The following is a 13,336-nucleotide window of genomic DNA, read 5'->3' on the forward strand; positions in this document are numbered from 1 at the left end:
CACAGTAAAACGAACGCCAGACTGACGATCAGGGGGAGGCCATGTCAGACACGCCCACGACTTCCGGCAACGAAGCGTACGAGAAGACGATCAAGGAAAAGAACCGAAAAGAACAGATCAAAGAAGAGTTCGGTTCGCACAAGGTTATTCCGAAGTCCAAATCCGACTTCCATCACCACGGACTCGACGCACTCCGGGCGATGGTCAAGAATTCTCACCCGGGCGCTATTGAGACCGCGGGTGATCACTGGCGCGCGTCGGCTGACCTCCTTGCAGGTGAAGACGGGCGCGGCGGAATTCGTAAGGCGTTCATGGACGCGGTCGATCACGCCTCGGCGCACTGGCATGGCGCCGCGGCGGATGCCTTCCGACGAGAATCGCAAAAGGTTCTGTCCAGGATCGACCGCACCTATGGCCATGCGCGGAACGTTGAGACTTCCCTCATCGGAAGCCGCGAGTCCGGGGCGAAGGGCAGTATTTCGCACAGCCTGCGTGAAGCCAAGACGGCCATGTCGAAGATCGAGGATGCCGGAGACGTCGAGGGATTCTTCGACACCAATGGCAAAGACGGCGATGACGCTCAGTTCCATAAGGACATGGCCAACCCGAAGATGGACGCCAAGATGGCGCTTGAGCTCAACCGGGACAGTCTCTCCCTGAGCAAAGAGCGTCAGGTCGAAGCGGTCATCGTCATGGAAGAGCTGGCGAACAATTACCGGGGTAACCAACCGAACTTTGAGGGTGGCGGCCCCCCGCCCGGATCTGGCCATGACTGGCCTACCGAGCCGAAAGCGCCTGCGCACCCGGCGCCCGTCAACATGCCGACTCCGGGTGGCCCACGCGTCAAACCGTCCAAAATCTCCCCGCACGCGCCGAACGGCCCGAGCGCGCCGTTCGATCCAGGCAAGGGGCACATCAACCCGTCGTCTCCTCCCGTGCGGACGGGCTTGGAGGGCCTGGACAACGGCACCTTGACGCCGGCCAATCCGGTTACTCCCGTCGGCCCTTCCGGCGGCGGTGGTGGGCACAGCGGCGTTGGGGGTGGCGGCGGTTCGACCGGCATGCCCGGCGGAATGATGCCCGTTATGCCTGGCAAGGGGGGCGGATCCGTGGGCCCCGGCGGCAGTGGCCGTAGCGGGGCCATCGGCGGCCGATCCGGAGCGGGCCGTGCAGGTATGCCCGGCGGAACCGGATCCGGAGCGGGGCGTTCGGGCATGCCCGGCGGCGGAATGGGCGGGGGCGCCGGCCGCGGCGGCGGTGCTGCTGCCGGGCGCGGCGGTGCGCAGGCCCGTACCCGTGGCGGCATGGCCGGAAAGCCGGGTGCGCCCACGGGGGGCACCAAGCAGGGCGGTTCCGGGCTGCACCGCAGCCGTGGGGGCACGAAGGCCGGCCAGGGCATGGCAGGCGCCCCTGGAGCCAAGGGGAACGGCAAGGAGAAGGAGCGCAGTACCAAGCAGCGCCCCGATTACCTGATCGAGGACGAAGAGACGTGGACTCCGCAACGTAATGTGGCGCCGCGAGTCATCGAGTAGGGCGGCGGACGCCGACGACGCCGTCGGCGTGAGGGGGTGCTCCGTGCGTCCTCGTAACGGAGCACCTCGTCAGGCGGTCAACATCCGCCCAGAACGGAAGCAATGAGGAGCAAGGCATGAGGGTCACACGAACTCTGCGCGCGACCATCGGTGCTGCGCTGACCGGAGCGCTGTTTCTGGCCACGGGCGGCTCGGCGGTAGCGGACCAAAACAGGGACGCTCAGTGGCCGTTGACCGCCTTCGGCGCCCAGGACATCTGGAAGAAGGCCACTGGCAAGGGTGTCACTGTGGCCGTCATCGAGAAGGCGTTCCGTACCACCCATCAGGACCTGACGGGCCAGTTCCTCCCGGGCAAGGACTTTCCCAACCCGACGAACGAAGATCACGTCGGTGGGTATCTGAAGCCGGGCGAAGACCTTCGCGACCACGGTACCTCCATGGCCGGTCTCATCGCCGGGCATGGGCATGGCCCAAGTGGCTCTGCAGGCGTGAAGGGGCTGTCACCCGGGGCGAAGATCTTGCCCTTGACGTCGGTGGGGACGGTTCCGACGGCGATTCGCTATGCGGTGGATCACGGAGCCGACGTCATCAACATGTCATTCGGGTCCAACTCGACGACGCCGGACATGTGTGAATCCATCCATTACGCGGTGGAAAAGGGTGTCGTGGTGGTGGCGGGTGTCGGCAATGATGGGTCGACGGAGAAGCACTTGCCGTCCGCCTGCCCCGGTGCGATCGGCGTCGGCGCGGTCGATGAGTACGGGGAAGTCTGGGAGAGGAGTAACTACAACTCCGCTGTCGATCTGCTTGCGCCCGGCGTGGACGTTCGGGTCCTCGGCGGAAAGAGTGATTCGCAGTACGGCACGACCGATGGTACTTCCGTTGCCACCGCCTACGTCTCCGCCGCAGTAGCCCTGCTCCGCGAAAAATACCCTGACCTCACTCCGGGGCAAATCGCCAACCGCCTTGTGAAGACGGCCAGTCTGACCCCTTCCGTGAAGAAGAAGCACCTCAAGCTTCCTGATGATCATTATGGGTATGGCTACATCGTTCCCGAGGCAGCCCTGAACGAGAACATCCCCGCAGGCCCCGCGCAGGGACCCCTGCCCATGCCGAAGGGAAAGGCGTCCAAGACGCCTGTCGCCGCCGGCGTGAAAAATGAGGCGAACCCGAACCCGAACCCGCCCATGGGCAAGGGAGAAAAGCTCCTGATCTTCAGCGGCATCGGTCTCGGTGTCCTGGTCGTCATCGGCGCCGTCGTCGCCATTGTGGTGTCCCGTCGACGCAAGAGCGCGGGCGTTCAGAGCTGGGGCTGAGGCGGCCGACGCAGCCATATGGTTCACCGCGCCGGGTCATCGGACGTGGATCAATTGGAGTACTCCGGCAACGCCCTTGAGTGCTGTGTCAAGGAGCTCAACGGGACCTGGGCGGCTGGGCAGCGCTGGCTCCTGTCCGTGCCGATCTGACCGGCAGGGACAGGCTCGACGCAGCGCGTGGCGGGCCCGTATTTCCGGGAACGCCGGAAAACGGGCCCGAACAGGCCAAGAAGATGATCGACGCCTCGGCGTGGGCGTAAAGGCCGACAAGCAACTGGGACGACACCGCGGACGGCCTGCCTGACGGCGACCGGCCGAAGGGCCCTCGAAGGAGCCAAGCATGAGGGGCACCCGAACACTGCGTGCGACGGTGGGTGCCGCGCTGTCCGGCGCGCTGCTCATCGCCGCGGGCGGTACCGCCTCCGCAGACCAAACGCGCAAGGATCTGTGGCCGTTGGAGGCGTTCGGGGCCGAGCAGCTGTGGAAGGAGGCCACCGGCAAGGGCGTCACGGTGGCCGTGCTCGACGGGGGCTTTCGAAAATCCCATCAAGACCTGAAGGGACAGTTCCTTCCCGAGCCGTATTTCGGGAAGGCGACTCAGGCGGAGGGGGCCAAACACCTCGAGCCGGGTGAGCACGTTCTCGACCACGGTACCGGCATGGCGGCGATCATCGCGGGTCACGGCCATGGTCCGGAGGGCTCTGCAGGTGTCAAGGGGCTGGCGCCTGAGGCCAAGATCCTTCCGGTGCCGGAGTACAAGAATTCCGGGATGGCCACGCGCTGGGCCGTAGACCACGGTGCTGACGTCATCAATATGTCCTACAGCGAGGGTCGTTCGGCGGACACCTGCGAATCCATCCACTACGCAATGTCAAAGGGCGCCGTGGTGGTGGCCGGTATGGGTAACGACGCTGTGTCCGAGAAGAGCTATCCGGTGGGCTGCCCAGGTGTGATCGGTGTCGGTGCGGTCGACCAATACGGCAAGTCGGCCGAGTTCAACAACTACAACTCCGACATGGACTTGCTCGCGCCCGGTGTGAAGATCCCCGCCGCGACGGGCAGGAGCGACTCGAGCTACCACACTGAGAACGGCAACTCGGGCTCCACTGCCTATGTCTCCGGCGCGGCCGCCCTCCTCAAGGAGAAGTACCCCGACCTCACTCCCGGCCAGATCGCCAACCGGCTGGTGAAGACGGCCGGCCTGCCGGAGGACCAGAAGGGCCTCAAGCTCCCGGACGCGCACTACGGCTACGGCTTCATCCAGCCCGGCCCAGCCCTGCGGAAGGACATCCCCGAGGGCCCCAAGGAGGGCCCGCTGCCGATGCCCAAGGGCAAGGCGTCCTCGCAGCTGGACGCCGGTACGCCGGACGCCGACGCGCCGATGGGCGGCAAGGCGGCGCTGAATCAGGCCCTGCTCTACGGCGGCATCGGTCTCGGTGTTCTGGTGGCAGTCGGGGCAGTCGGGGCCGTCATCGCCATCGTCGTGGCGACCCGTCGCCGCAGGAGCGCCGGCGGCCAGAGCTGGGGCTGAGGCGCCTGCCGGAGCCGCGGGGTGCGCCACATCGAGCCGCGGGACAAAGCGGTTTCACCTCCTTCGCCCTGACGATTTCCCCTGTGGCCGCTCCGTGCGTGAATGCGGCCCTGGTGCCGCGTGGTGCAAATGGCCACGTCTGCTTTGGAACCGGCCGATGAATGCCGGGATGTGCCGCCGGGACGCCGGGACGCCGGGACGCCGGGACGCCGGGACGCCGGGACGACGGGCAAACCGAGGCCTACATCGAACCGGCCCTGTTGAAAAGGAGGGCGGTGCGTGGCTTGCGGGCGTGGCGGTTCTTCCGGTCGTCGCTGCCGGTCGCCGCTGCCGGTCGTCGCTGCCAGGCGTCGATGCCGGTCGGTGCCGCTGCGGTCCCGTCCCCCTGCGGAGATAAATAGGGCGACGGTCCTCGGGGCACGCTGTTAGTTTCCCCAGTTATGGACCCCGTAGGTGAAAAAGAAATACGTGCCTCCTTCGTCAACTGCTCGAAGGGTGAGGCGAGCAGGATCCATCTGCCGGTGGGGCTGGCCGGGCTTCCCTGGGGGGACCTGGACTTCTTGGGATGGCGCGATCCGGGGGCGCCGGACCGGAGTTATCTGGTGGCGCCGCGGGGCGACGGGATCATCGGGGTGACGCTGCGGGTGCCGCAGGGTGTGCGGCGCAGCTTTACGAAGACCACGGTGTGTTCGGTCTGTGTGACCGGGCATCCGGGGTCCGGTGTCAGTCTGCTGGCCGCGCGCCGGGCCGGTCCCCTGGGGCGGCAGGGCAATACCGTCGGGACGTATCTGTGCGCCGACCTTGCCTGTTCCCTCTACGTCCGGGGACGCAAGCGGTCCCGGCTCGCAGGGCGGCATGAGGAGACGCTGCCGCTGGAGGAGCGGGTTGCCCGTACGGTGCGGAACCTGGACGCCTTCCTGGACAAGGTTCTTGAAGGCGAGCGGTAGAAACACAGCGCAAGTCCGCACGTAGGTAGCCGAGTTGGACCGACCGCGGGCCGGTGCCGGAAGCCCTCCGGCGGCCGCCCGGATGCTACCCGTGGGTTTCGGTTGCGGCAATGCACCCGTCGGACAGATCCTCGTGTCCACGCCGTGAGGGCGGCGGCGCAGAGGCAGGGGGGCGATGTGCTGCGAGTGCACTTCACCGCGCAGGATCTGGTGCGTACGCGAGTGGCTGACGGGGCCGACCCGCTCTGGGAGACGGTGCTGAGCCTGCACAGCCTGCGGGAGGACCGGACCGATCCGGCGCTGGCGGCCTGGCGGCAGCACGCCGTGCGGCACGGGCCGGGGCCGCTGCGGACGCTGTTCGCGCTGGTCCCGCCCTACGGGTACTTCCCGGACTTCCTCACGCCGGCCGCGTCCCAGTACGGGATCGAGTCCGGTCTGGAGGCCGTGATGAGCACTCCGCGGCAGCGGCTGCGGACCGAGCTGACCCGGCTGTCGGGGCATCGGGCGCTGCCGGGATGGGCGCGCGGCATAGGGGAGGGGGAGCCGGCCGCACTGCGGCAGCTCGCGCGCAGCCTGCGGACGTACCACCATCTGGCGGTGGCGCCGGCCTGGCCGCGGATCGCCGAACGGGTGGGCGCGGACCGGGAGTTGCGCAAACAGGTGCTGGCGCGGTCCGGGGCGGAGGCGATGCTGCGGACGTTCGGGGCGCCGATGCGCTGGCGGCCGCCGGTGCTGGAGGTCGGCTATCCGGTGGAGCGGGAGTTGCAGCTGCGGGGACGGGGCCTGGTCTTCGTCCCCTCGTACTTCTGCTGTGACCACCCGCTGGCGCTGGTGGACGAGGCGCTGCCGCCGGTGCTCGTCTACCCGGCACCACCACCCGCACCCGCGGCCGCACCGGCACCGGCGCGGGAGACGGCGGGCGGGCAGGCCGAAGGGCCCCGCCTCCGGGGATACGGAGGCGAGGCCCTTCGGGACGTACCGGCTCTGTTCGGCGGCCGGGCCGGAACCCGGATTGCCGCCGGGCGCTGAACGGGTGTCTCCCCCTGGGAGAGCCCCGAGACGCGCGCCCGTGGTCCGTCAGAAGCGGCGGGTGATCAGCGCGCGCTTGACTTCCTGGATGGCCTTGGTGACCTCGATACCGCGCGGGCAGGCGTCCGTGCAGTTGAAGGTCGTCCGGCAGCGCCAGACGCCGTCCTTGTCGTTGAGGATTTCGAGCCGCTGCTCGCCACCCTCGTCGCGCGAGTCGAAGATGAAGCGGTGCGCGTTGACGATCGCCGCCGGGCCGAAGTACTGGCCGTCGTTCCAGAACACCGGGCAGGAGCTGGTGCAGGCGGCGCAGAGGATGCACTTCGTCGTGTCGTCGAAGCGCTCGCGGTCCTCGGCGGACTGGCGCCGCTCACGGGTCGGCTCGTTGCCGGTCGTGATGAGGAAGGGCATCACGTCCCGGTACGCCTGGAAGAAGGGCTCCATGTCGACGACAAGGTCCTTCATCACCGTGAGGCCCTTGATGGCCTCGACCGTGATCGGCTTCTCCGGGTTGATGTCCTTGATCAGCGTCTTGCACGCGAGGCGGTTGCGGCCGTTGATGCGCATGGCGTCCGAGCCGCAGATGCCGTGGGCGCAGGAGCGGCGGAAGGTCAGCGTCCCGTCCAGCTCCCACTTGATCTTGTGGAGGGCGTCCAGGACGCGCTCCTTGGGGTCGATCTCCAGCTGGAAGTCCTCCCAGCTGGCGTCCTCCGAGACCTCCGGGTTGAACCGGCGGATCCGGAAGGTGACCGTGATCAGATGCGAAGCGCCGTCCTCGGCCGCGTCCAGTGCCGCGGAGTGCTTGTCGAGAGTCGGGGTGCTCATCAGTACTTACGCTCCATCGGCTGGTAGCGGGTCTGCACGACCGGCTTGTAGTCGAGGCGGATCGACTCTGCGCCGTCTGCGCCCACCTCGCGGTACGCCATGGTGTGCCGCATGAAGTTGACGTCGTCGCGGTTGGGGAAGTCCTCGCGGTAGTGACCGCCGCGGGACTCCTTGCGGGCCAGCGCGGACACGGCCATGACCTCGGCCAGGTCGAGCAGGTTGCCCAGCTCGATGGCCTCCAGCAGGTCGGTGTTGAACCGCTTGCCCTTGTCCTGGACGGACACGTTCAGGTAGCGCTCGCGCAGCTCGCCGATCTTCTCGACCGCGGTCTTGATCGTCTGCTCGGTGCGGAACACCATCACATTGGCGTCCATGCACTCCTGCAGCTCCTTGCGGATCTCGGTGACCCGCTCGGTGCCCTTGGAGTCGCGCAGCCGCTCGACCTGGTCGATGACCTGCCGCGCCGGGTCCTCGGGCAGCTCGACGAAGTCGGCCGTGGCCGAGTACTCCGCCGCGGCGATGCCCGCCCGGCGTCCGAAGACGTTGATGTCCAGGAGCGAGTTGGTGCCCAGGCGGTTGGCGCCGTGCACGGAGACACAGGCCACCTCGCCGGCCGCGTACAGGCCCGGCACGACGGTGGTGTTGTCCGCCAGGACCTCACCCTCGACGTTGGTCGGGATGCCGCCCATGGCGTAGTGCGCGGTCGGCTGGATCGGGATCGGGTCCGTGTAGGGCTCGATACCGAGGTAGGTCCGCGCGAACTCGGTGATGTCCGGGAGCTTGGCGTCCAGCTGCTCCGGCGGCAGGTGGGTCAGGTCCAGGTAGACGTGGTCGCCGTCGGGGCCGCAGCCGCGGCCCTCGCGGATCTCCGTGTAGATGGAGCGCGAGACGACGTCACGCGAGGCGAGGTCCTTCATGACGGGCGCGTACTTCTCCATGAAGCGCTCGCCGTCCTTGTTGCGGAGGATGCCGCCCTCACCACGGGCGCCCTCCGTCAGCAGGATGCCCATGCGCCAGATGCCCGTCGGGTGGAACTGGAAGAACTCCATGTCCTCCAGCGGCAGCCCGCGGCGGTAGGCCGCGGCCTGGCCGTCACCGGTCAGGGTGTGGGCGTTGGAGGTCACCTTGAAGAACTTGCCGGTGCCGCCGGACGCGAAGATGATCGACTTCGCCTGGAAGATGTGGATCTCGCCGGTGGCCAGCTCGTACGCCACGACGCCCGCGGACTTCTTGACGCCGTCGACGTCCTGGAGCAGCAGGTCGAGCACGTAGAACTCGTTGAAGAACTCCACGCCCTCCTTGACGCAGTTCTGGTACAGCGTCTGGAGGATCATGTGGCCGGTGCGGTCCGAGGCGTAGCAGGACCGGCGGACCGGGGCCTCACCGTGGTTACGGGAGTGACCGCCGAAGCGGCGCTGGTCGATCGTGCCGTCCGGCGTGCGGTTGAACGGCAGGCCCATCTTCTCCAGGTCGAGGACCGAGTCGATGGCCTCCTTCGCGAGGATCTCGGCGGCGTCCTGGTCGACCAGGTAGTCGCCGCCCTTGATCGTGTCGAAGGTGTGCCACTCCCAGTTGTCTTCCTCGACGTTTGCGAGGGCGGCAGCCATACCGCCCTGGGCGGCGCCGGTGTGGGAGCGGGTCGGGTAGAGCTTCGTCAGGACCGCGGTGCGGCTGCGCTTGGTCGACTCGATGGCCGCGCGCATGCCCGCGCCACCGGCGCCGACGATGACGGTGTCGTACTTGTGGATCTGCATGGTTCCAGTCAGCCCCGGCTTCAGGAGATGTTCGGGTCGAAGGTGAAGATCACCAGCGTGCCCAGAAGGACGGTGAAGACCGTCGCGGTGTACAGCAGCATCTTCAGCCAGAAGCGGGTGTTGTCCCGCTGCGAGTAGTCGTTGATGACCGTACGCAGGCCGTTGGCGCCGTGCAGCATGGCCAGCCACAGCATCAGCAGGTCCCAGACCTGCCAGAACGGCGAGGCCCAGCGGCCGGCCACGAACGCGAAGCCGATCTTGGAGACGCCGCCGTCGAGGACCAGCTGGATCAGCAGGTGACCCAGGACCAGGACGACCAGCACGATGCCGGACAGCCGCATGAAGAGCCAGGCCTGCATCTCGAAGTTGCCGCGGGAAGCACTCCCGGTCTTCTTCGTGCGCTTGCGCGGCGCCTCGATGACCGGAGCCGGGTGGTCCACGTCATAGAGCGAGGCGCCGTCGGTCGCGCCCGCCGTGGCCTCTGCGGAGGTGGTTTCAGCAGACATCTCGCGTCAGCTCCCGAACAGCGTGCGCAGGGTGTGCTGCAGCACGGGGTAGAAGGCACCGGCCATCAGTACGACCCAGACGCCGACGACTGTCCACAGCATCTGCTTCTGGTACTTCGGGCCCTTCGACCAGAAGTCCACGGCGATGACCCGCAGGCCGTTGAGCGCGTGGAAGAGGATGGCGGCCACCAGGCCGTACTCCATCACGTTGACGATCGGCGTCTTGTATGTCGCAACGACGTTGTCGTACGCCTCGGGGGAGACGCGTACGAGAGCGGTGTCGAGGACGTGTACGAACAGGAAGAAGAAGATGAGGACGCCAGTGACTCGGTGAGCCACCCAGGACCACATGCCTTCCCGGCCGCGGTACAGCGTTCCAGCCGGCACGGAAAAACCCTCCGGGAGCGGGGATTGGGGCCTGCCGGCTTCTGTGTCGGTCGGCCCGGCCGGGTACGGTCCACCGGCCCTGGCCATCGTAGCGACGTGCTGTCGGTTCCTTGCGCCGGGGTCGTCAGGTGTGATCAAACAGGCACCAACGGGCTATCACGCAGGCACGAACCGGAATTTCCCGGGCAAACGCCGCGATCCGTTACGGCTCGGAGCTCATCAGCCGGATCAGCCGGCCGCGGGCCAGCCGGCGCAGCTCGTCCGCGGCGACCGCCCGCTCCTCGTCCGGCTCATTGCCCAGCCTGGTGCGGATGCCGGACAGGACCTGGTCGAGCAGTTCCTCGTCGCGGTAGCCGTCCAGGCAGATGACGAAGACATGACGGAAGCGCCGCTCGTACTCGGCGTGGGCGGCGCGCAGCGCGGTGTGGGCGGCTAGGGTGCCGGGCCCGCGGGCGCCGACGAGCGGCTGCGGGGAAAGGGACTCCTCGGCAAGCGCCTCGTCCAGTTCCCCCGCCGTGAGGTCGTAACAGGCCTCGTCGGAGGCGGCGAGCAGCGACTCCGGATCCGGGTACGGGCGGTGCGCGGCCACCCGCTCGGCCCAGCGGCGGCTGCCGCAGCAGCTCAGGAGCGCGGCCAGGGTGTCGTCCCGGCTGAGGGCGTTGAAGCGGCCGAGCCCGACGTCCTCACGACGGGGGCGGGGCAGGGCGGAGCCCGGGGCCCGTGACGATATGCCGCACCACGGGGGCTGCACAGGACGCAGCGTCGTCGGCCGGGCGGCCGGGGTGTCACCGGACAGCGTGGGCTCCTCGGACGGATGCGAATGGATCTCTTCGACGGGTGCGGGACGGACGACTGACGGAAGCTGGGGGAAGCGGACCGAAGCCGGGACGCGAAGCGTCGGCGGATGTGACGGTGGTGCGTGTGAACACGACACTCCGGCGGTATCCGGTGGCTCCGGGAGGGCCCCGTGAAGGGGGTGACGACTGGAACCGCCACGCTAACGACGCTTGTCGTTCGCTGTCCGAAGGATGCGCGAATTTCACCCGGATGAGAGAGCTTTCGCGCGTTCGTTGGACGACCGGCTCCACGCACCTGGCAATGCCTTCGCCCCGAAAAGTGAGGATTGCACGATGTCGAACCCGATGCGGCCGCCACGCGCCCCGCGGCCCTCGGCCTTGCCGCGCCCCCTGACGAGGCCCCGGGCGTGGACGGGCCCGGCGGCCCGGCCCGCGCTGTCGGCCGCGGCCCTCACCGGTGCGCTGCTGCTCGCCGGCTGCTCCGGCACCGCCGAGACCGAGCCGCCCGGGAGCACCAGCGCCAAGGTGAACCCCTCGCCCTCCGCCACCCCGACCTGGGCGCCGCTGACCGGAAAACCGCAGGTCATCCCCGCAGTCCGCGAATTCCACCAGGCCGACGGGCGGGGCTGGCGCCCGTCCAAGGGCGCCCGTGTGGTGGTACCGGCCGGCGAGAAGAGCAATGTCGCCGACGAGGCCCAGCGGATGGCCAACGACCTCGGCCTCGGCATCGTCTACGGCGACCAGTCCGTACGGCCCGGCGACATCGAGGTGAAGCTGACGGGCAAGAACAGCGACAACAACGTGCCCGTCAAGAGCGCTGCCGACGAGGCCTATACCCTCAAGGCCGCCGGGACCAAGCTCACTCTCACGGCCCCCACCGACGCCGGAATCTTCTACGGCACCCGCACCGTCAAGCAGGCCGTACGCGCCGCCGGCGGACTTCCCGAGGGCACCATCGAGGACCGGCCCGACCGACCGCAGCGCGGAATGTCGCTGGACAACGCCCGCAAGCCGTTCTCCCAGAACTGGATCGAGGCCCGGCTGCGGGAGATCGCCGACCTCAAGCTCAACCAGTTCCAGCTGCACTTCTCCGACGACCAGGGCTTCCGCATCCAGAGCGACACCCATCCCGAGATCGTCTCCGCCGACCATCTCACCAAGGCCCAGGTCCGCCAGATCATCGCGCTCGCGCGCACCCTGCACATCTCCGTGGTCCCGGAGCTGGACTCGCCCGGTCACCTGGGCGCCGTGCTGGACCACTATCCCGCCCTGCAGCTGCGCAACGTCCAGGGCCGGGTGATCCCCGGGGCGATCGACATCTCCAACCCCAAGTCCGCCCCGCTGATCGACTCGCTGCTGAAGGAGATGAGCGAGCTCTTCACCAACCCCGAGGGCGCCCCGGCGTACTGGCATCTGGGCGGCGACGAGTACCAGGCGCTGATGTCGTCCTCTCCCGCCACCAAGTACCCGCAGCTCGCGCGGGCCGCGCGGCAGAAGTACGGGTCCCGCGGCACCATCGAGGACCTGACGACCGGCTGGCTCAATGACCGGCAGAAGACCGTGGAGGCCAAGGGCAAGAACCGCATCGAGGCCTGGAACGACGGATTCTTCGCGGGCGGCGTCGTGAGCGCGCCCAAGAGCCGGATGGTCGATTACTGGACCGGCACGGAGGCCGGCAAGCGCGACCCCGCGGAGTATTTCCACGAGGGCCGCAACGTCATGAACTTCAACGACGCGTTCCTGTACTACGTGCTCGGCGAGCCCAACCAGTTCACCTATCCGACCGGCCAGCGGATCTACCAGAGCTGGACGCCGATGGTCCTGCGCGGCACCCGGCCGGTGGCGGTGCCCGCGAGCATGACGGGCCCGGACCGCATTCCCGGGGCGCGCTTCGCGATCTGGTGCGACCGGGCCCAGGCGCAGACGGTGGAGCAGGTGGCGGCCGGGATCCGGCTGCCGCTGGCGGCACTGGCGCAGAAGACCTGGGACCCGCGGACGCCGGCCCTGTCCTGGGCGGACTTCAAGGCGCTGGCGGGCCGGGTGTGAGAGACCGGATGCGAGAGACCGGATCGAGAAAACACCCGGTAAGAAACGGGTGAGAGAAAGCGAGGACGGCCGGGGCCGCCACCCCCCACAGGAGAGGCCCCGGCCGTCGTTCGCGAAGAGCCTGTGACGGCCCTCTATCCGGTACAGCGCCAGACGGCGCGAAAGCGTCACACGGGGTACGGGGAGGGGTACGGCTAGTGGTCCGGCTATGGGCCGGCAGGGGGCCGGGCGCGGGGCCGGCGGTGGTCTGGACGCCGGGCCGGACAGGCCCGTAACGTGCGGTTCCGCGCCGGTCGCGCACGGTTCCGAGTCGTCGGGCGTGGCTGGAAAAGGACGGCCTGCCGGGAGTCCCGAGGGCTTCGTCCCAGGAGCTCTCAGGAGTGCCCGGGGGGTTCTCCGGGGCCCCGGCCCGGGAACTTTCGAGGGGTTTGCGCGCGCAGGTCGCCGGAGCGCTGGACGCTCGCTGTCCCGCTCCACCTGACTCCGTCGTAGGGTCCGGCGGACCCGTCCCGGGTTCGGATCGTTCGCCTGTACGGGATACGGTCTGCGGGTACATCCGGGTTACCGACGGTTTCCGGCCTGCTGCGGCCGGTGGCGCGCGGTGGCCCGCCCCGGCTCCGGCACCGCACGGACGGGCGCCGCCCGCTCGAACGACGCCGGAACGGGGAA

The 13,336-nt window shown here is 68.4% G+C and carries 11 protein-coding genes; 6 read left to right on the top strand and 5 right to left on the bottom strand.

From position 1 onward, the window contains the following. The first annotated feature begins 41 nt into the window (after positions 1–41). From ACGFR7_RS04615 to ACGFR7_RS04635, 5 genes are all read left to right on the top strand, one after another. Positions 42–1,532, top strand: coding sequence for a hypothetical protein (locus ACGFR7_RS04615; protein ID WP_393312896.1), 1,491 nt, complete (start codon positions 42–44; stop codon positions 1,530–1,532). Positions 1,533–1,648: 116 nt separating this feature from the next. Then, entirely contained in the window at positions 1,649–2,848 is a 1,200-nt protein-coding gene (locus tag ACGFR7_RS04620) for a S8 family serine peptidase (protein ID WP_393312898.1), read from the top strand. 340 nt (positions 2,849–3,188) lie between these two features. Next, complete coding sequence (locus tag ACGFR7_RS04625; RefSeq protein ID WP_393312900.1) at positions 3,189–4,379, top strand: S8 family serine peptidase; 1,191 nt, start codon at positions 3,189–3,191, stop codon at positions 4,377–4,379. 440 nt (positions 4,380–4,819) lie between these two features. Then, the gene (locus tag ACGFR7_RS04630) at positions 4,820–5,326 is read left to right on the top strand and encodes an FBP domain-containing protein (RefSeq protein ID WP_393312902.1); all 507 of its coding nucleotides are present in this window, start codon (positions 4,820–4,822) and stop codon (positions 5,324–5,326) included. Between the two features lie 177 nt (positions 5,327–5,503). Further along, positions 5,504–6,355 (top strand): hypothetical protein, encoded by an 852-nt coding sequence (locus ACGFR7_RS04635; RefSeq protein ID WP_393312904.1) that lies wholly within the window; start codon positions 5,504–5,506, stop codon positions 6,353–6,355. Positions 6,356–6,403: 48 nt separating this feature from the next. On the opposite strand, the gene ACGFR7_RS04640 is transcribed toward ACGFR7_RS04635, so the two are convergent. The 5 genes from ACGFR7_RS04640 to ACGFR7_RS04660 form a co-directional block, all read right to left on the bottom strand. Further along, the gene (locus ACGFR7_RS04640; RefSeq protein WP_129294548.1) at positions 6,404–7,177 is read right to left on the bottom strand and encodes a succinate dehydrogenase iron-sulfur subunit; all 774 of its coding nucleotides are present in this window, start codon (positions 7,175–7,177) and stop codon (positions 6,404–6,406) included. Continuing rightward, positions 7,177–8,931: a succinate dehydrogenase flavoprotein subunit gene (gene sdhA, locus ACGFR7_RS04645; RefSeq protein ID WP_393312907.1), complete on the bottom strand. Its 1,755-nt coding sequence runs from the start codon at positions 8,929–8,931 to the stop codon at positions 7,177–7,179. Before sdhA ends, ACGFR7_RS04640 begins: the two co-directional genes overlap by 1 nt. 20 nt (positions 8,932–8,951) lie before the next feature. Continuing rightward, positions 8,952–9,437, bottom strand: a complete 486-nt coding sequence (locus ACGFR7_RS04650) for a succinate dehydrogenase hydrophobic membrane anchor subunit (protein ID WP_393312909.1) — start codon at positions 9,435–9,437, stop codon at positions 8,952–8,954. 6 nt (positions 9,438–9,443) lie between these two features. Next, positions 9,444–9,824: a succinate dehydrogenase, cytochrome b556 subunit gene (gene sdhC, locus ACGFR7_RS04655; protein WP_030066793.1), complete on the bottom strand. Its 381-nt coding sequence runs from the start codon at positions 9,822–9,824 to the stop codon at positions 9,444–9,446. A gap of 202 nt (positions 9,825–10,026) precedes the next feature. Next, positions 10,027–10,575, bottom strand: coding sequence for a 2-oxo-4-hydroxy-4-carboxy-5-ureidoimidazoline decarboxylase (locus tag ACGFR7_RS04660; protein WP_393312911.1), 549 nt, complete (start codon positions 10,573–10,575; stop codon positions 10,027–10,029). A 379-nt stretch (positions 10,576–10,954) separates the two neighbouring features. On the opposite strand from ACGFR7_RS04660, the gene ACGFR7_RS04665 reads away from it, so the two are divergent. Beyond that, positions 10,955–12,667: a glycoside hydrolase family 20 protein gene (locus ACGFR7_RS04665; RefSeq protein ID WP_393312913.1), complete on the top strand. Its 1,713-nt coding sequence runs from the start codon at positions 10,955–10,957 to the stop codon at positions 12,665–12,667. The last annotated feature ends 669 nt before the right edge of the window (positions 12,668–13,336 follow it).

The organism is Streptomyces sp. NPDC048516 (genome assembly GCF_043199875.1).
Classification (GTDB): domain Bacteria; phylum Actinomycetota; class Actinomycetes; order Streptomycetales; family Streptomycetaceae; genus Streptomyces.